At 34.3% G+C, this 20377-nt stretch carries 15 protein-coding genes; 2 read left to right on the forward strand and 13 right to left on the reverse strand.

The annotated features are described in order from the left end of the window. Positions 1-74 precede the first annotated feature (74 nt). Positions 75-2075, forward strand: coding sequence for a heavy metal translocating P-type ATPase (locus AC1Q5Z_RS04170; RefSeq protein ID WP_492443871.1), 2001 nt, complete (start codon positions 75-77; stop codon positions 2073-2075). 65 nt (positions 2076-2140) lie between these two features. Here the strand turns inward: AC1Q5Z_RS04170 and AC1Q5Z_RS04175 are convergent, their stop codons facing one another. The 11 genes from AC1Q5Z_RS04175 to AC1Q5Z_RS04225 form a co-directional block, all read right to left on the reverse strand. Further along, a complete protein-coding gene (locus tag AC1Q5Z_RS04175; RefSeq protein ID WP_343585803.1) occupies positions 2141-2539 on the reverse strand; it encodes a tautomerase family protein in 399 nt (132 codons plus the stop codon). Positions 2540-2584: 45 nt separating this feature from the next. Then, positions 2585-3235 carry a VOC family protein gene (locus AC1Q5Z_RS04180; RefSeq protein WP_492443872.1) on the reverse strand — a complete coding sequence of 217 codons (651 nt, stop codon included), beginning with the start codon at positions 3233-3235 and terminating at the stop codon, positions 2585-2587. Between the two features lie 268 nt (positions 3236-3503). After that, entirely contained in the window at positions 3504-4958 is a 1455-nt protein-coding gene (locus AC1Q5Z_RS04185; RefSeq protein ID WP_492443873.1) for a sulfatase family protein, read from the reverse strand. A 167-nt stretch (positions 4959-5125) separates the two neighbouring features. Next, entirely contained in the window at positions 5126-6268 is a 1143-nt protein-coding gene (locus AC1Q5Z_RS04190) for a cytochrome-c peroxidase (RefSeq protein WP_278021960.1), read from the reverse strand. A gap of 156 nt (positions 6269-6424) precedes the next feature. Further along, complete coding sequence (locus tag AC1Q5Z_RS04195) at positions 6425-7888, reverse strand: hypothetical protein (protein ID WP_492443874.1); 1464 nt, start codon at positions 7886-7888, stop codon at positions 6425-6427. Next, positions 7875-9335 (reverse strand): RagB/SusD family nutrient uptake outer membrane protein, encoded by a 1461-nt coding sequence (locus AC1Q5Z_RS04200; RefSeq protein WP_492443875.1) that lies wholly within the window; start codon positions 9333-9335, stop codon positions 7875-7877. The genes AC1Q5Z_RS04195 and AC1Q5Z_RS04200 overlap by 14 nt, the downstream gene beginning before the upstream one ends. 4 nt (positions 9336-9339) lie before the next feature. Continuing rightward, positions 9340-12699: a SusC/RagA family TonB-linked outer membrane protein gene (locus tag AC1Q5Z_RS04205; protein ID WP_492443876.1), complete on the reverse strand. Its 3360-nt coding sequence runs from the start codon at positions 12697-12699 to the stop codon at positions 9340-9342. Positions 12700-12709: 10 nt separating this feature from the next. Further along, positions 12710-13813, reverse strand: coding sequence for a FecR family protein (locus tag AC1Q5Z_RS04210; RefSeq protein ID WP_492443877.1), 1104 nt, complete (start codon positions 13811-13813; stop codon positions 12710-12712). 67 nt (positions 13814-13880) lie between these two features. Then, a complete protein-coding gene (locus tag AC1Q5Z_RS04215; protein WP_198855984.1) occupies positions 13881-14480 on the reverse strand; it encodes an RNA polymerase sigma-70 factor in 600 nt (199 codons plus the stop codon). A gap of 226 nt (positions 14481-14706) precedes the next feature. After that, the gene (locus AC1Q5Z_RS04220) at positions 14707-15324 is read right to left on the reverse strand and encodes a hypothetical protein (RefSeq protein ID WP_198855983.1); all 618 of its coding nucleotides are present in this window, start codon (positions 15322-15324) and stop codon (positions 14707-14709) included. Between the two features lie 203 nt (positions 15325-15527). Continuing rightward, entirely contained in the window at positions 15528-15959 is a 432-nt protein-coding gene (locus tag AC1Q5Z_RS04225) for a DUF1810 domain-containing protein (protein WP_198855982.1), read from the reverse strand. A 362-nt stretch (positions 15960-16321) separates the two neighbouring features. Here AC1Q5Z_RS04225 and AC1Q5Z_RS04230 point away from each other — a divergent pair, with 362 nt between their 5' ends. Continuing rightward, positions 16322-17071 (forward strand): 4-hydroxy-tetrahydrodipicolinate reductase, encoded by a 750-nt coding sequence (locus AC1Q5Z_RS04230; RefSeq protein WP_343585825.1) that lies wholly within the window; start codon positions 16322-16324, stop codon positions 17069-17071. A gap of 327 nt (positions 17072-17398) precedes the next feature. Here the strand turns inward: AC1Q5Z_RS04230 and AC1Q5Z_RS04235 are convergent, their stop codons facing one another. Further along, entirely contained in the window at positions 17399-18145 is a 747-nt protein-coding gene (locus AC1Q5Z_RS04235) for a succinate dehydrogenase/fumarate reductase iron-sulfur subunit (protein WP_111376931.1), read from the reverse strand. Between the two features lie 70 nt (positions 18146-18215). Beyond that, on the reverse strand, positions 18216-20126 hold the full coding sequence (locus AC1Q5Z_RS04240) for a fumarate reductase/succinate dehydrogenase flavoprotein subunit (RefSeq protein ID WP_343585827.1): 1911 nt from the start codon (positions 20124-20126) through the stop codon (positions 18216-18218). Between the last annotated feature and the right edge of the window lie 251 nt (positions 20127-20377).

Genomic DNA, 20377 nt, shown 5'->3' on the forward strand with positions numbered 1-20377 from the left:
CATAATTTAAACAAAGTTTTGTGAACATAAAACTTGTCCCGATAGCTATCGGGATTAAATCTGAAATTCAAAAAATGATACATCAAGATAAAGAAGTAAAAAGTACAAAAAATAAAGCCAAACCTTCCTGCTGCTGTTCTCATGATGAACCTGTTCACACTGAAAATGACGGACATGATCACGGAGGACACGACCACGAACACAATGTAGAGGGAGGTCTTTTTAAACTGTTTCTGCCATCCATAATATCTTTTGTTTTACTGATTGTAGGAATTGCTTTTGACAACTATTTTAAGCAAGAATGGTTTGCGGGATATGTTAGAATTGTATGGTATGCAATTGCATATCTTCCTGTTGGAATTCCTGTTTTGCGAGAAGCTTACGAAAGCATTTTAAAAGGAGACGTTTTTTCGGAGTTTTTTCTCATGTGCATTGCTACAATTGGCGCATTTGCAATAGGCGAATATCCCGAAGGTGTTGCAGTAATGCTGTTTTATACGATTGGAGAAACTTTTCAAGGAATGGCAGTTAAAAGAGCAAAAACAAGCATTAAAAAACTGTTAGATCAGCGTCCTGATGAGGTGCATATTTTAGAAAATAATGTTGCCGTAAAAGTCAAAGCCAAAGACGTTCAGATTGGAGCTATTATTCAGCTTAAAGCTGGAGAAAAATTAGGTTTGGATGGCGAATTGTTATCCGATTCTGCTTTTGTAAATACAGCTGCTTTAACAGGAGAAAGCAAGCCGGCTACCAAAAAGAAAGGCGATACTGTTTTGGCAGGAATGATAAACGGAAATACTATTATCGAAGTAAAAGTAACAACAGCTTATAGCGATAGTAAATTGTCTAAAATTCTGGAATTGGTTCAAAATGCCACTGCAAAAAAAGCGCCTGCGGAGTTGTTTATTAGAAAGTTTGCAAAAATATATACTCCAATTGTAGTGTATTTGGCAATTGCAATTTGTTTGGTTCCGATGCTCTTTGTGTCTAATTATGTTTTTGCCGATTGGTTATATAGAGCATTAGTTTTCTTAGTTATTTCTTGTCCTTGTGCTTTAGTTATCAGTATTCCGCTTGGTTATTTTGGAGGAATTGGCGCTGCAAGCAGAAACGGAATTTTGTTTAAAGGAAGTAATTTCTTAGACAGCATTTCGACGATTCAAAATGTTGTAGTTGACAAAACGGGAACGATGACAGAAGGCGTTTTTAAAGTTCAGGATGTCATTATAAAACCAGAATTTGATAAAGACGAAATTTTAAAACTGGTTAATGTTTTAGAAAATAAAAGTTCTCATCCTGTGGCAACAGCAATTCATAATCATGTTGGAACCGTTGATTCTTCGGTAGAATTGAAAGACATTGAAGAAATTTCAGGACACGGATTAAAAGCTACATACAAGGAGAAAGATTTGCATGTCGGGAATTTTAAATTATTGGAGAAGTTCAACATTTCGTATGATATCGATCCTTCAACAATCGTTTATACTACAATTGCAATTGCTTACGGAGGTAAATTTGCAGGTTATTTGACTATTGCGGATGAAATTAAAGAAGATGCGAAAGAAACGGTTTCTAAACTAAAAGCTTTAGGAGTAAAATTGACGATGTTAAGTGGCGATAAGTCTAATGTTGTTCAATTTGTAGCTGATAAAGTCGGAATTAAGAATGCTTTTGGCGATTTGCTTCCAGAAGATAAAGTAAATAAAGTAAACGAAATTAAAGCTAAAAACGAAACGATTGCCTTTGTTGGCGATGGTGTTAACGATGCGCCTGTAATTGCTTTAAGTACAGTCGGGATTGCAATGGGTGGTTTAGGAAGTGATGCCACAATCGAAACTGCTGATATTGTAATTCAGGACGATAAACCGAGTAAAATTGCAATGGCTATTAACATCGGAAAACAAACTAAAAAGATTGTTTGGCAAAATATTACATTGGCTTTTGTAGTAAAAGCTTTTGTATTAATTCTTGGCGCTGGCGGACTTGCAACAATGTGGGAAGCTGTTTTTGCAGATGTTGGCGTGGCACTTTTAGCAATTCTGAACGCGGTTAGGATTCAGAGAATGAAGTTTTAAATAATTATTTGAGTTATATATAAAAGCCCAATTCATTTGTTTGAATTGGGCTTTTATATTTAGAATTATTTCTTTAAGTGCTTTGGCTCTTGAATTTCTCCATTACCAAAAGACCAATTTTCCAGACCATTATTTTCGAGCAAAACGATTATTACATTATTGATTGTAATTTCTGTTGAGGTACTAATTTTTGTTGCTATTTGCTGATACAATTTTCTCTTTTGTTCTAAGGTTCTTCCTTGTCCAGCAGTTATTTGCACATAAACGATTTCTTCAGAATGTGAAATGCCTAAATAACTTTTAGGATATTTTATCTGATGAAACTCTAATTCTTCAATAACATGAAAATAATCATCTACAGGAATATTAAATTCTTCAATCAAAGATTGATGTACCGCTTCTGAAATATTATTTTTGGTTTTAAGGGAAAGCGTTTTTGGTAGACTGATTCTAACGAAAGGCATTTTAATTCATTTAAATTTTAAATAAAATTACGGAACTTTTAATTACTAAAAATCCAATTCAATTATATTTTCATTATTCTCCAAAGTAATTTTCACAGGATTACTTTCAGAAGGAATTTGAGTTGGATACCAATTTCTAGTGGGCTGAACGAGAATTAATAAACCTTCATGATCGCCAATTGCAGCAAATTTATCGGTATTTGTATTTTGAGTAAAAAAATGCAATCCGTGTTCTTCGATTAATTGATTTCCTAATTGTAATGGACTTTCCGTAACAATTCCGATTTCGCTAATGCTTAAAATAGATGCAGCGTTGAAGTCGCCAACTTGTTCGTTGTTAAGATCATGTCTAGCAATAAATTCCAGCAAATTTCCATTGTGATCGAAGAAATAAATAGAATGCGCATTCCAATTTTCAAAATTCGTCACGACACTTTTATCTTCCAAAACAATTAAATCAACTTTGTCTTTGCACCATTGAATGGCTTCTTCAAGCTGATTCTCAGGAATATTAAAAGCAAAATGATATATAGAATCAAAGCAGGGATCTTCAATAAATTTTAAAATAGAAGTTCCAGCCTGAAACGTTATCGATTTTTGATCATTTTCTAGAATAAAAAGTCCAAAAATGTTCTGATAAAATGTTTTCGTTTTTTGAATATCGTTTGTTTTGATTTGTATTTGATCTATTCTCATCGTAGTGTTTTTTTTATAAAAGAAAAAGCTTCTTTTGATTGATGAACAAATTTAAGAAACGTCAATTATATTAGACTTACAGCGCTATTTTATGCATCAATGAAAGAATAATTAATAAGTATTGATTGACGTTAAAAGGTAACTTTAAATCATCTATTAAAGCTACAAAAAGGACAAACTGTTTTTGTTACGAGATTATTAAAAAATCTTTCATATTTAATCTTTTCATTTAAATAAAAAAGCTCGATTACTATCGAGCTTTTGTGTTTTAGTATGTTGCAGGTTTTCTAATATTTTTTCCAATCTTATGATTCAAATCGTCGCCAAGATCTTCTCGTGCTGTATCGGCAATTTTCTGAATTTCGGCTATAATTTCTGGATACAACTGCTGTACATCACGTACTTCACCAGGATCGTGTGCTAAATCGTAAAGTGCCATTGGGAATTCTGCAGAAGCGCCTTCGCCACGATAACCGTCTTTTCCTTGAAGTTTTTTATTATAAGTTGTCCCTTTATGCGGGAAAACCAATTTCCAATGTTTGTAACGAATAGCTTCTAGATTATTGCTTCCAACTCCAAAATAATAATAGAAAACTTCTCTTGGCCCTTTAGTCGTTTTTCCCGTCAATAAAGGAAGGAAATTTAAACCGTCAATTTGGTTTTTTGGTAGCGATGCGCCAGTAATTGCAGCAATAGTTGGCAATAAATCCATATTGGTCATTAGAGAACTGTTTACGGTACCATTTTTTATTTTTCCTGGCCAGCGAATTAAAAAAGGAACTCTTGTACCGCCTTCCCAAGTGGTAGATTTTCCTTCTCTAAAACCTCCTGAAGATCCAGCATTATCACCAAAAACAAGCCATGGTCCATTATCGCTGGTTACAATTAAAACGGTGTTTTTGGCAAGTCCTTCTTTGTCTAAAGTGCTTATGATTTCGCCAATAGACCAATCTAGTTCCATAATTACATCGCCAAAAAGTCCTAAATCGCTTTTGCCTTTAAATTTGTCTGAAACTGCCAAAGGCGCGTGAGGTAAAGGATGAGTGAGATATAAAAAGAACGGATTTTTTTTGTTTTTTTGGATGAAACCAATTGCTTTTTCGGTAAAAAGAATCGTTAATTTTGAAGCATCTTTAATGTTTTCAATTGTATCAATAATCGTTGTATTATTTATTAATGGAAGCGGAGGGAAGCTTGAACGCATATCTTTTGCGTCTGTAACTTTCGAATAGCCGTCGTAATCAATTGGCCAAACATCGTGAGAATAAGGGATTCCGAAAAACTCATCAAAGCCATAGTTAGTTGGCCAGTACGGTAATTCGTTACCCAAATGCCATTTGCCATAATTGGCGGTTTTATATCCGTTTTTCTTTAAAAGTGACGCAATAGTTTCCTCATTCGGATTTAAAGCATGTTTGGCTCCAGGAAGCAATACGCCCGACATTCCGATTCGGTTTGGATAGCAGCCCGTTAGCAAAGCAGCTCTAGACGCCGTACAAATGGCTTGTCCAGCATTAAAGTTAGTAAAACGCATTCCTTCTTCAGCGATCTGATTAAAATGCGGAGTGTTAACTCCTGTCATTCCATACGGTTCGGTGTCGCCATAACCCATATCATCCATGTTGATGATAATGATGTTGGGTTTAGAAGTAGAATTTTTACTTTGTGCAATGCCTAAAGAGGAAATTGCAGAAAGCAAGATCAAGAAGAAGCTTCTTTTCATAATTTGTGGTTTTTGAGATAATAAATAATTGCATGGCGTGTAAGTTTGGTTGATCACAAATATATTGAAAAGATGAATTTTAGAAACAAAAAAAAAGCCCATTTCATAAAAAGAAATGGGCTTAACAGATTTGCAAATTTTGGGGCAAATGCAAATCATCAACTAACTTATTTTGGCATTTCAGGAATAATGATTCTTCTCGTTGGCGTGCTTAAAGTCTCGATAAAAGCTAATAAATCGCCAATCTCTTCTTTGCTTAAATCTAGTTTTCTTAGCATTGGGTCTACTTTTGGAATGAGCGAATCTCTAGCAGTTCCTAGATATTTCTTTTGAATTGGAGAAGGATTACCTAAATTGTATAACTCTACAACATCTAATAAAGTTGGGAAATGCCCATGATGCATCCATGGTTTTGTATTAGCGACTTCACGAAGTGTCGGAGTTCTAAATTTGCCGATATCTTTTACATCTTTGGTAACATTATAACGTCCGAAATCTTCATTTTTTGTTCCGAATAAAGTTTGGCCGTCGTTATGAAATTGATTATCGCTGAAATAAGGTGTATTATGGCAATTGATGCATTGTGCTTTGGTTCTAAATAAATGCATTCCTTTTACTTGTTGATCGGTATAAATATCTGATTTTCCGCTTACAAACTGATCAAATTTGCTTTTAGGACTGTTAATTGATCTTTCGAAAGTGGCAATGGCATATTGAATTCGCTCTAAAGTCACTTTTTTATCGCCAAAAGCTTCTGTAAACAGCGAATTGTAGCCTTTTATTTTGGCAATTTTGTCAACTGCAATTGTCAGTTTTTCATTCATTTCTAAAGGGTCTTGAACAGGAAACTGCGCTTGATCTTCTAGACTAGAAGCTCTTCCGTCCCAAAATAGAGAAGTGGCATATGCTGAATTTAGAATCGTCATAGAGTTACGTTTTCCCGTTTGACGGTCATGGCCAAAAGAACGCGTGAGATTATCGGTCCATCCCAATTCTGGATTGTGACAAGAAGCGCAGGCAATTTGTCCGCTTCGAGATAATCTCGGATCAAAAAACAGAATCTTTCCCAAACTTTCTTTTTCTTTTGAATACGGATTATAAGCAGGGTAAGGAACTGCAGGAAGCACACCAATATCTTGAAATTTTGATTTATCGATATTTTCATGTAGTGCCGCAGCAGGCCATTTTGAAGCATCTCCGCTGGAATAGCGTTTCCTTAATTCCTGAATATCGATGTAATCAGGATTTTCCAAGCTTTTATAAGCCGTTAAGCTAAGCAGGAATAAGATTGGGATGATTAGTTTTTTCAATTCTCTTTTGTTTTGTTTTGTTTTTTTATTTTGTTTCAAGTTGCAAGTTTTCAGTCTTAGTCACAGTCAGGCGGTCTTAACTTGCGAAAACTTTGTCAAAGTTTTAAACTCTGACAAAGTTGACTATGCACAACATTCACAATTCATAATTCACAATTATAAAGTAACTTCTTTAGGACAATCAATACTTAAAGCAGTTGGTTTTGGATATGTTTTACTGTTGTACATTCTGTATTGTGTCGAAACTGTCCCTCCAAACAGTTTGTCGTTGGTAAGTTTTAATTCAAATGAAATTTCATATAAACCGTTGCTAATTTCTTTGTACGTTCCTTCTCCTGAAATAGCTATTTGATAAGTATTTGTGGCGCTAGATCCAATTGTAATATCCTGCGGAATTACCAAAACAGTTCCTTCAGTTTTACTATTTCCATTTGCTGGAAAAAATTCTAAGGCAGAAGTGATATTAAATCCAGGAGAGATCGCTGCAGAATTACTTTCGTTAGAGAACCATCTTTTTAAACCAAAAGAATTTACGGTGTTGGTTCCGCTTGCGACATTAAATCCAATTTTGAAAGCATCGTGATAAATATCATCGTTAGGATTTGTAGTTCCTCTATCACTGTATAATATTGCATTCGGATCGTCTTTTGTAACTATAATCGGAAATGTTAAAGCATTGAAAGTCATCCATGCGCAGTTTCCATTATTATTAAACCAGTGCTCTCCATACGTTAAAAAAAAGGCATTGGTAGGATCTGTAAATTTAGATGCTGGATATGCTTGAACGTCTCTTTCTGATTTTATTGGTTTTGCAATAGTTAAGTTGATGTTTCCTGTAGCAGTATAATTGGGAATATTGATTAACGTTAATTTTGACTCGTATCGAACATCATCATTTTGAAGATCCTCTAAAAGGGTTAGATGATAGGTTACGGAAGTTCTATTATCTCCGTAATCGTCATGTGTTAAGGAATATTCGAATCCATTTTGAAATTTAAAAATTTCGGTATTTTCAATTTCTTCAGGAAAAAATCCATTTGGATAATTTACTTTAAAATCTATTTTTTCGCCTATTTCGCCTTTTATATTGTATTGCGTTACAGGAAATGTATAATTAGTCGCAACGCTTGTTAAATCGATTTTGAAAGTATTGTTTGGATATTCTGTATTTAGATTTCCAATGTGAATATCAGGATCAGAAACGGTTTCCAATTTTAGCGTAATACTTTGGTCTTTAGTCCATCTCTTATCGAATGATACAAAAATAGTATCGGTTATTTTACTGCCCTGAAATGAAAGCTGATTAGCAGGTTTTAAGCTAAAACTGTCACTAGCACCATTTGTTTCGGCACTAAAATTGGCAGTAACAGTTCCTTTTAAGGCACGTGTGGTTAAGGCTACAGGAACTTTTAAGGTTTTTATGGCTTTGTTTTCATAAGTTGATTGCGGAACTAAATTTCCGTTTACAGCTGGGTATTCTAGAGGTGTGTTATCGCTTTTTACTAAAAAATTAAATCTTAAGTAAGGATCAATTTCAGAGCCTATTTTATAATCATCTTTAGAACATGAAATGTATAATAGGGCTGTAAATAATATACTGAATATCTTAATACGAGTCATTTTGCTGCAAGTTTGGGTTAAGATTAGTGTTGAATGTTGGTATTGGCAATACAAATTTTAAAGACGGATAAGTCAAACTGCAAACAGTTGCCATACAACCGTCATTTCTTGAAACATCTTTATGCATTCTGGCAATATCAAAGAATAAAAAGCCTTCAAAACAGAGTTCTTTTCTTCTTTCTAAAAAGATGTTTTCTTTAAGATTAGCTGTACTGGTTAGTAATGATGCATTGGCACGAGCACGAATGATATTAATATCGGCCATTGCTAAATCGGCTCTGTTGGTTTCAAGTGCAGCTTCGGCACGAATTAAGTACATTTCGCTAAGTCTGAAAGCCACATAACCAGCATTATCCTGATATTTTCTTGTAAAACTGTAGTCAACATAAGTTTGTACACCATTTACAAGAGTAAAAAGCGGTTTAACAAGAAACAATTGTTTTCTTAAGTCAGTGTTTTCGTATAGATCAATCAAATCGTTTGAAGCAGCGTATTTTTGAAAGCTTACATCTGTAGTATAACCAAAAGTTTGAGACATAGATGATGAAACATTTCCTTCGCCATCTTTTCTAGGTGTAAATTCAAGCAGAATTTCTGATATTGGAAGATCTGGTTTTGCCCATTCTGAAATTAAGCTTTCTTTGCTGGTTAAAACAACGCCAGAATTGGTAATGACATCATTTGCAACTTCATAAGCATTTGCCCAATCTCCTTTTTGAAGATAAACTCTTGCCAATAATGCTTTTGTATTTTTTTGGTTAAAAAAAGAATATTCTGGACCAGCAAGCACCGTAGTACCTGAATAATTATCGATGGCATTTTTTAAATCGGCGATAATTAAATCGTAAGTTTCTGCCATAGTTTTTCTTATCGGGTATTGTATGCCAGATTTAATAGATTCGGTGCTATAAACAACCCCTAAATGCGATGCATCGGCAGTATATTTATAATCCTGACCATAAACAAGAGATAAAAGAAAATGTGTGTAAGCTCTTATTGCCAATGCCTGTGCTTGTATTTGATTTTTCTCTGCAATAGTAGCATCTGTTAAATCAGGAGTATATTCTAAAATTAAATTAGCTTGATTTATTATATCGTAACTGCTATCATAAAATGATTTATAATTACTACTAATTGCCACATCATTAAAAGAATAGGCTTGTTCAATTAATGATGGTGTGGTGATTTGTCCCTTAAGACTTCCTGTTGCAATAGGCGTAAATTTTATATTGCCACCTTGCAAATCAGCATATACAGCATATATTTCTGGACGCAGATTGCCGTCAACTTCAGAGTAAAGGCCTGTAAGAGCCTGTAAAACTCCTGTTTTGGTTTTTAAAAGTTCATCTATAGATGTTTGCGTTCCTGGTTCCTGTTCTAAAAAGTCACTACAGCTTTGTAATGAAAGCATTAGAAAAAATATAGAGAGGTATTTTGAATATTTCATTTTCTTAAAATTTAGCATTAACTCCTAGCGAAATTGTTCTAGCTTGCGGATAAATATAATTGTACTCACGTACTCCGTTCATTCCTTTTGGGCTCTTTTCTTTGTACCAATACGCCACATTTGTAGCATCTGCAAAAACAGAAAGAGCATCTAGAAAAGTATTTTTTAGCGGTACATTATAACTTAAATTAATATTGCTGATTCTGATATATGTAGCATCATAAACATACTTGCTTAAATTGGGAAGAATAGGCGAAAGGGTTACAGCTGACTGCGAAACATTATCTCCAGGGTTTCTCCAATAATCGTAAGCATTTACAGAAAGATTTCGGTTTGTTGTCACATTATATTGATCGATAAGAATACTTGAAGCCAGTAAATCACCGCCAATTTGATAATCACCTCTAACAGATAAAGTAAGATTGTTATAGAAAGTAAAAGTGTTATAAAAACCTCCATAAGCATCTGCTGTTTTGTCTCCAATAGGTTCCCAGTCTGCAACGGTATATAGTTCGCCGTAGGTTTTAGCATCGTAAATTTTACCATTTTTTTCGACAAGATCTCTACCTGTTGCAGGATCTACGCCGGCCCATTTAATTCCCCATAATGTTGTTGTACTGTAACCTACTTTCTGTGCCATTGCAATATTGGCCTGAGAATAATCGCTTCCTAAACTTTTTAAATGAGTTACTTTATTGCTTATTGTAGAAATATTAAATGCCGTTGTCCATCTAAAAGCGTTGCTTTTTATCCATTTAATTCTTGTAGTAAGTTCAAAACCTTTATTGTACATACTGGCAGCATTTAATTGAATAGAATTATAACCGTTTTCTGTAGGAATGTCTCTCGCAGCAATTAAATTGCTTTTATCATCATAATAATATTCTAAGGTTAATTCTACTCTTTTAAAAACATTAAAATCAAATCCTGCATTGAATTTTGTGTTTTTTTCCCAGCTTAATTTGCCATTTGGCGAAGCTCCAGTAGTTGCCCCAATAGAACCATTGTATTCGTTTTGGCTTATATTATAAAGACCTTTAGATCTATACGAACCAATTTTAGAGTTTCCGGTTGTACCGTAACTGGCTTTTAATTTAAAAAAATCAATCCAAGAGTTAGATTTTAGAAAATTTTCATTGCTAATAATCCATCCAGCGCCAAAACCTCCATTATGAGCCACATCAGTATCATCTCCAAAAACAGAACTCTGGTCGCGACGGTAATTGGCCAATAAAAAATAACGTTTTTTGTAGTTATAATTTATCTGAGAGAATAAAGAAACTCTAGAGTTATAGCTAATTTCGCTTTTGTAAGTTTGACCGCCTTTAGATTCGTCTGCTGGTGTATCTGGATTGTCATCTCTTATGGCATCTGTAACATTATGAATCTGTTCAGGATTTAAGAAACCTACTCCAGATTTGAAATTAAAATCAGCTTTATCTTCTGCAAGTTCAAAACCAACTACACCATCAATTTCATTGCTTTCGTTTGATTTTTTATTAAATAAAGCTTGTCCTTGCCAGTTCCATTTAGTAGAATTTCGCTGATTTATAACGCGTCGTCCCCAAGCTGGGTAGGTAATTTTATCCAAAACAAAAGTTCCGTTAAACTGTCCGCTTTCATTTGCAGCAGAAAAGTAGCGATCTTGGTCTTTATCAGTATAATCCATACCAAAAAGAGTAGAAAATTTAATGTTGTCATTAAGTTTATAAGATACATTGAAGCTTCCTAAGAGACCAAAAGTTTGCGCTTCGTTTTTATTTTGCTCAATAGCAGCTAGAGGATTTCCTCTGGTTGCGCCGCTTACACCCAAATCAGCATAAGAACCATCGGCATTATAAACTGCGAGAGTAGGAAGATAAGCGAAATTATAAAAGATATTTGGTGCATCTTTTTGTACAAAACTAGGATTAAGCATTAAATTAATATCCCATTTGCCAGAGCTGTAACCTAAATTAATTCCTGCGTTTAATTGTTTTGTTTCGTTTCCAATTTGCGGTTCATCGATTTTTGTATAACTAACATTAGTGCGGTATGAAAATTTAGATGTCGAACCCGAAACATTAAAATTGTATTTGTTATAAATACCTGATCTATTTAATATATTAAACCAATCTGTATTTATTCCGTTATAAGAAACAGGAACATAACCAGGAGTGGTATTTTTCATATACTCATTTCGCAGTTCAGTATATTGTTCTCCGTTTAAGTATTTAATTTGATTAACGGCAGAAGAAACTCCAAGCTGATTTGAAAAGCCAAATTGTGTTTTTCCTTTTTTACCCTTTTTAGTTGTAATTAAAATGACTCCGTTTGCTCCATCGGCACCATAAATACCTACAGCAGCGGCATCTTTTAAAACAGAAATGGTTTCGATATTTTCTGGAGCAATTTTCATTAAAGGATTAGCTAGGTTTTCTGAAAAATCGCCGCTTCCGTTAAACAAGCTGCTATCAATAGCATATTCTTCGCTCATTACAACACCATCAACAATAATAAGCGGTTGCGATGAAGTTCCAGAAATTGCTCCGCTTAAAGAAGATAATGTACCTTGACCACGAATATTAATTTTCACAGGACCGCCAATACCAGAAGTATTTTCTACCATAACTCCAGCGATTTGTCCCGTGATCATTTTGTCAAAACTTTCAGAAGCTTGCTCCACCGCAATATCTTTGGCTTGCAAAGTCGAAATACTTCCAACAATTTCTTCTTTTAATTTAGTAGTTCCGTATGAAGAAGTAATAATAACTTGCTCCAATTCGTCTGTAACTTCTTGAAGATAAAAGACAAATTCTTTTTTGTAGCCAGCAATTTGCGATTGCGATTCCATTCCTAAATAAGCAACTTCAAGAATTTGTTCTTTAATGTTATCGCCTTTTAGTTCATAAGCAAATTTTCCGTTTGCATCAGTTATTGCGCCCATTCCAGTTCCGTTTACACGAATAGTGGCACCAGGAAGAGGCTGTCTGTCTTTTGCGCTGTAAATCGTTCCTTTAATGATGCGTTCTGTTTCCTGAACAGCAGATTTAGATCTGTCAACAGGAGCAGCGTTGGTTAATAAAACTTGCTTTTTCTGAATGTAGTACGAGATATCTGTGCCTTTAAGTAGTTTCTTTAAAGCAACTTCTAAAGTAGCATCATTAACATCTAAATCAGCCAGCTGATCGGTGTCTATTTTTTTTGCATTATAAATGATTCTAAAATCACTTTGCTCCTCAATAGATTTGATAATTAGGCTTATAGGTTTGTTTTTTACGTGAATATTTATGAGTTTATTCTGAGAAAATCCTTTAAATCCAGATATGAGAATAGCTAAGAAAAACAGAATTTTTCTTAAAACGGGTTGTATCGTAAATGTCATGTTTGTTTATTTATCGCGGATTGGTGATTGTAATGGTTTTTTGTTGAATAGAATAATTAAAAGGCGTGTCACGTTTTAGCAGGTCTAAAATGTTCTCGACACTAGATTCGCTGATTTTAATCGTACCCGTAAAATTCTGTTTGGCCAAATCAGAATTTTCGTTGATAATTTCAACATCATAAGTACGCTGAATAATTTTAGCGATTGTAGAAAATGGAGTGTCTTTAAAAGCAAGTTCGCCTTTTGTCCAGGCAGCGTAAAAGGCTGGATCGACTTCTTTTAAGACCAATTTTTTAGAATTATTTTGCCATGTAGCCATTTGGTTTGGCTCTAGCAAAATAGCATTAGAAGGATTGACAGCTTCAGACATTCGAATGCTTCCTTCAATTAATGTACTATTAACTGTAGGGTTTTCAGGATAAGCGCTCACATTAAATGTTGTCCCGAGAACTTCGATGTCTGCCTGATTTGCATGAACAATGAACGGATGCATTTTGTCTTTGGCAACTTCAAAAAATGCTTCACCAGTTAAGTAAACATTTCTATTTCCGTTTAAGCCAAATTGCTCCGGATAGCGTAAAGTTGTTCCAGAATTTAAACTCACAACGGTACCATCTGAAAGTTTAAGTTTGAAACGTTTTCCGTACGGAATTGAAAGCGTATTATAAATTACTTTATGATCCTGAACTTTGCCAAAGTAAACAATCTCGGTCGGAAATTTTTTGGCAATCAAATCGCCTTTGTCATTTAAAAGAGCAGTCTGGTTTTTTCCTGAGAAATATTCCAGACGGCCGTCGCCCAATTCTAGAACAATTTCTTTTGGAGTTTCTGGCTGACCATTAAATAAATAAATAGTCGTACCCAAACCTAGAGATACTAAAAATATTGCAGCATATTGTAAATACTGTCTGATTTTGTTTTTCGGTTTCATTTGAAGGACCGGAATAGTTTCAATTGTTAAATTGGAAGAAAGTGTGCTTAATGCCCAAATTTTCTTAGTCTTTAAAAATTGCTGTTTGTTTTCTTCAGATGCTTCAATCCAATCAAAAAGTGCCTGAACTTCTTGTTCTGAAGCTTCGTTAGAAAGGTATTTATTTATTATTTCCGATGTCATATATGCTTTTTAAAACTTCTCGCCATTATAAGTACACCTCAGAATTAAAATACCCTACCTTTTATTCTTAATTATTATAAATAAGGATAAAAATCAAGAACAAATAATCAGATAATTTGGTTTTTAAAATCTTTAAAGCCTTTGTCATATGGGCTTCAACAGCTTTTAAGGAAACTCCCAACTCTTCGGCGATTTCTGCATTTTTTTTATTCTCGAAACGTTTTTTGATGAAAACTTCTCGAGTTTTAGGAGGCAATTCGCTGATAGATTCCTGAATTATTCGTTCTAATTCGGTTAATTCTAAAGTGTCGAACTGAATCGAATTTAAAACTTCGATATCCAATTCTCTTTCTTTGTGGTTTAAGAGGTCATTTTTGAATTTATCCTTCACTTTATTATGACGAATTAAATTCAAGCATTTTGATTTGGCATAAGTAAATAAGAAAGCTTGAATTCCGTTAACAGATTCTACGTTTTCTTTATTTTGCCATAGATGTAGTAAGGCTTCCTGAGCAAGATTTTCAGCTTCGTCTTGATCATAAATAAACTGAACGCTGAAAGACTGGATTCTTCTAAAATATTTGTCGTAAAAAAACTTAAATGCAGTTTCGTCGCCTTCCTTAAAGGAAAGAAAAAGATCTAATTCGAAACGGGCATTATTGTTCATTAAATGGAATTTACTTTGAAAAAAGCAATAGAGGGTAAGTTTAAAGAACTACTCAATTTTGCTCAGAAAGTGGCAAATATAAAAGTTTATTTATATTAATTCTAAATAAAATAAAATTATTAGTTGTTTCGCGAAAAATTATTCAGAATAGGTTTAGAAAGAGATTTTTTTTTGATGAAAACTTTCAAAAAAAAACTCCCAATTATAACGATTGGGAGTTCTTAGTTTAATTTAGAATTACACATACTCTTTGAGATAAATGCCTTGCTAGTTCAGGAATATTATTGTCTGAGACAATATACGGGATGAGCTTTCTCTTCTCGATGATTTTTTCTTTTGAATAAACGAGATTAAAATATTCTTTAGGTTCATTAATATTTTCTTCCGTTTTAGGAATCTCCTCGTAATAGTAAAGCGATTTTTTTAACGAAGGATATTTTTTTAAAAGATAATCGTTTGCAGTATGTCCACCTTCCTTGTTTAAATCTTCACGTAAAATTCCTGTTACCGTAACTTTTTTGATATTGCGTTTAAAACTTCTATAAGTCTCCCTTGGCATTGAAAAATCAGAAGATTTGTTAGTTCCTTTTTCAGATAATTTGCGAACTATCGAAAAACGTACATAATCGCCATTTATTTCGGTGACTTTAAAAACAAAATATTTTTTTGCTGTTCCACTATTTCCATTTTCATCTCTTTGTTTGCTAAAAACAAAACTTCCTAGTTTTAGTTTATGCTCTGGAGTTTCCATAGCTTCTTTCCATAGATAAGGTTTATAAACCGTTTCTCTGAATACATAAATTGCAAGGACTAATAAAATACTTATAAAAAGTAGTTTTTTCATTAATTTTAATTTGTGCAAATATTGTTTTGTTGAGATTTTTCTAAAAATTTGGCCAAAAATAGTAAAATGGCAGTTTATTTTACATTAAAGTTTGTTAAGTTTTTTAAAATGAACTTTATCCAAAAATAAAGACACTAAAGCCTTGTTAAAAAGGTCTTTACAGACTTATTTATCTTATCTATCAATACTATATTTCTAAAATTTTAAAGATTGCTATATAATAGCTGCAGCGTATGAAAATCAGATGAACCATCGAAATATTTATGCAGGACTTCCTGAAAAATTGGTTCGCTATTTTGAACACTTGCAAACAAAGTCATACACGATTGAAGCTTTTCTATATCAATACTTTCGAAAATATCAGCAACATTTTCTTCTTTTTTGACAAGTTCTGAGGTAATTTCTACAAGATGTTTTCCTAGAATTGGATGCTCAAGAAAGGCAATTGCTTCATCAGCATTTTTGATTTCGTAAAATTTAGAAGTATCACTCGAACCCATTCCTTTTATCTGAGGAAAAATAAACCACATCCAAGGAGATTCTTTTTTGCCATTTTTGATTTCGTCCAGAGCTGTTAAATACAATTTGTTTTGAGCATCAAGAAAACGAAGTAATCCATTGTTATTGTAAGCCATTATTTACGATATTAATTTGGGGATATCAGGTCATAAATCTAGTTAAAATATGTTTACTTGTATATCATCAAATCTTTTTTTTAAAGTCATTTTTTAACATTTTAAATAGAATAATTTAAAAGAACGTTTAAGAGTATTATATGACGCTTAGATCTTGTATTAACAAATGAAATCGTACTAATAACTATTTTTATTGTTATAAAATGAAGATTTTGTTGGTTATTCTGTTATGATTTCCCTATTTTTATGAACAGGCGGTTCTAAAACTGCCTTAAAAAATTAAAATTAGGATTGATATTGGCCACTTTACAATATCAATATTTTCAACCGGGCACGCTTCGCCCATAAAAAAATAAATGCTTATGAAAATAGGATTAATCGGATTCGGAAAAACTGGAAAATCAGTAGCTTCAATACTATTAGAAAATAAAAAATTCAGCCTTGAATGGGTTTTAAGACAAAGCAATGTTTTGGAACACAGATCGGTTCCTGAGTTTTTTGGAATCCAGTCAGATGAACCCGGCTTAATCTATTCTAGTTCTCATACCTCTGTTGAAGAATTATTAGAAAAACATCCGGTAGATGTAATTATCGATTTTTCTTCTAACGAAGGAATTTATACTTATGGAGAAACAGCAGCAAAATATAAAGTAAAAATTATTTCGGCAATTTCCCATTACAAGGAAAAAGAACTAAAATTACTCAAGAAACTAGCAGATAAAACAACAGTATTTTGGTCACCAAATATTACGTTGGGAGTTAACTATTTATTGTTTGCAGCGAAATTTTTAAAGAAAATTGCTCCTTGGGTTGATATTGAAGTAAACGAAGAGCATTTTAAAGCCAAAGAAGGAACATCTGGAACAGCAGTAAAAATTGCTGAAGCACTTGATGTCGATAAAGAAAATATAAACGTTGTTAGGGCAGGAGGAATAGTTGGTAAACACGAGGTTATTTTTGGTTTCCCTTTTCAAACTGTACGTTTAATACACGAATCGATTTCGAGAGAAGCCTTCGGAAACGGAGTCATTTTTGTGGCTGAAAATCTAAAAGGAAAAGAAAAAGGACTTTATAATTTTGAAGATATCTTGACACCTTATTTTACGGTTTAAGTTTGTTTTTTGCCGCTAAGACACAAAGGCACTAGGTTTTCTTTATCTCGCAAAGTTTTTTATTGAAAATAGTTGAATCGCTATTTGTCTTCCTGAGCGAAGTCGAAGGATAAGCGCAAAGTATTAAAAGTATATTTAATCTCGCAAAGACGCAGAGGCGCAAAGTTTTTTATTGAAAATAGTTGAATCGCTATTTGTCTTCCTGAGCGAAGTCGAAGGATAAGCGCAATGTATTTAAAATATTTTTTTAATCTCGCAAAGACGCAAAGTTTTAAAACTTAAAAAAGAAAAACTTTGCGTCTTTGCGTCTTTGTGGCAAAAAAAAACTTATTTCCTAAAAGTCAAAGCCTTCATATATTCTAAATTCATTTTAGCAATTGAAAGCACCGAAATTCCCTGCGGACATTCGATTTCGCAGGCTCTCGTATCAGAACAAGCTCCAAAACCTTCTTCATCCATTTGTTTTACCATCGAAACTGCACGTGTTTGGGCTTCTAATTTTCCTTGGGGCAAAAGCGCTAAGTGCGTTATTTTAGCACCAACAAACAAAGCGGCGCTCGCATTTTTGCACGAAGCGACACAAGCTCCGCACCCAATACAGGCAGCAGCATCAAAAGCGGCTTCTGCAGTTTCGTATGAAATCGGAATACTGTTTGCTTCTGGCGCCTGACCCGTAGCAGCGCCAATAAAACCTCCCGAAGCAATGATAGAATCAAATGCTTTTCGGTCAATTTTTAAATCACGTAGAACAGGAAAAGCTTTAGCACGAAAAGGTTCAATATAAATAGTATCTCCATCCTTAAAACTTCTCATATGGAGTTGGCAGGTTGTAGTGTTTTTTAAAGGCCCGTGAGCGCGTCCGTTTATCATTACACCGCATTGACCGCAGATTCCTTCACGGCAGTCGTGATCAAATTCGATTACGCGTTCTCCATTTTGAATTAGAGATTCGTTTAAAAGATCCAACATTTCTAGAAACGACATATGTTCAGATACTCCATCAATTTCATAATCTGTCATTTCTCCTTTAGTTGAAGAATTAAACTGCCGCCATATTTTTAGATAAAGTTTCATAGATAATTATGAGTTATGAGTTATGAATTTTGAGTTGTTAATTAATAATTTACAATTAACAATTCACCATTTATTTATAGCTTCTCACTGCAAGTTCCACCGATTCAAAGGTTAAAGGTTCTTTGTGGAGTTCGGGTTCGTTATTTAAACCTTTCCATTCCCAAGCCGATACGTAACAGAATTCCTTGTCATTACGAACAGCTTCACCATCAGCGGTTTGATATTCTTCTCTAAAGTGTGCGCCGCAGGATTCTTCACGCTGTAAGGCATCGTAACACATTAATTCTGCTAATTCTATATAATCGGCAATTCGACCTGCCTTTTCTAGTTCGCTGTTTAAAGTATTATCTCCTGTAATTCTCAGATCTTTTTCAAAAGAAACTTTCAGTTCACGAATTTCGATTAAGGCTTCTTCCAATTTTTGCCTGCTTCGTGAAAGACCGCATTTTTCGTATAGAAGACGTCCGATTTTTTTATGGAAATAATCTGCTGAAAGTGTTCCGTTCGTATGTAAAAAGCGATCCAGTTGTCTTCTCACTGCTTTTTCAGCTTCCTCAAATGCAGGATGCGAAATATCAGATTTCGGTGAATTCAATTCGCCTGCCAAATAATTCGGGATTGTATATGGCGCAATAAAATAGCCGTCGACACAAGCTTGTAGCAGCGAATTTGCACCTAAGCGATTAGCACCATGATCGGCAAAATTGGCTTCGCCCAAAGCAAATAGACCAGGAATAGTAGTCATAAGTTCATAATCAACCCAAAGTCCGCCCATTGTGAAATGTGCTGAGGGTGAAATCAGCATTGGTTCTTTATAAGCGTTTATGCCTGTAATTTTTTCGTACATGGCAAAAAGATTGCTGTATTTGGCTTCGATTTTATCTTTTCCCTGCGCTTTAATGGCATCCGAGAAATCGAGATAAATCGCATTTTTCATAGGTCCAACGCCATGACCGGCATCAATTCTTTCTTTTGCCGCTCTTGACGAAATATCTCTTGGCGCTAGATTTCCAAATGAAGGATAACGGCGTTCTAAGTAATAATCGCGTTCTTCTTCGGGAATGGCATTTGCAGTTCGTTCATCTGCGGCTTTTTTAGGAACCCAGATACGACCGTCATTTCGAAGCGATTCCGACATTAAAGTCAGTTTTGACTGGTTTTCACCATGTTGAGGAAGAGAAGTAGGGTGAAACTGAATCCAACTTACACCAGCCATGAAAGCTCCTTTTTTATGCGCCCTCCAAAGTGCAGAGCTATTGCAACCCATTGCCAATGTAGACAAATAATATACTTTTCCGTAACCTCCAGAAGCCAAAACTACGGCATCAGCGGCATGACGTTCTAAAATTCCTGTTTCAAGATTTCGAGCAATTATTCCTTTGGCTTTGCCATCAATAACCACGAGTTCAAGCATTTCGTGACGGGTAAATAAAGTCACTTTTCCTAAAGACGCCTGACGCTCCAAGGCTTGATAAGCGCCCAATAAAAGCTGTTGTCCGGTTTGTCCTCTCGCATAGAAAGTTCGAGAAACCTGAACACCTCCAAAAGATCTATTGTTTAAATATCCCGCATATTCTCTTGCAAAAGGAACCCCTTGTGCAACTGCATGGTCAATAAGATGAGCAGAACATTCGGCTAAACGATAAACATTGGCTTCACGAGATCTAAAATCGCCACCTTTTATAGTATCATAAAACATTCTATAAGTGCTATCGCCATCATTTTTGTAGTTTTTGGCAGCATTTACTCCGCCTTGAGCGGCAACAGAATGTGCGCGTCGTGGAGAATCCTGAAAGCAGAAAGATTTAATATTATATCCTTGTTCAGCAAGAGAAGCCGCGCACGAAGCGCCCGCAAGACCTGTTCCGACTACTATAATATTTAGTTTTTTTCGGTTTGCGGGATTGACTAATTTGGCTTTAGACTTGTAAAGACTCCATTTATCAGCAAGAGGACCTTCGGGTATTTTTGATTCCATCATTTTTAGTGGTTTAAAATGAATTGATACAAAAGCTTTAATAGAAAACTAAATTTAGTATAAAATATTGATATTTAGCTGTTTTTGTATGAATATATTTAAACAAAAATGAACTTTAAGTATATTAAATAGCAGTATGTTGAGTTAAACCCGACAGGTTTTTAAAACCTGTCGGGTTTAGTTGATAGAGACAAAAAAAATCTGCTGAATCTGCTAAATCTGCGAGCAAAAATTACTCCCGCAGATTTAGCAGA

Source organism: Flavobacterium sp. GW823-FHT06G12 (assembly GCF_058794775.1).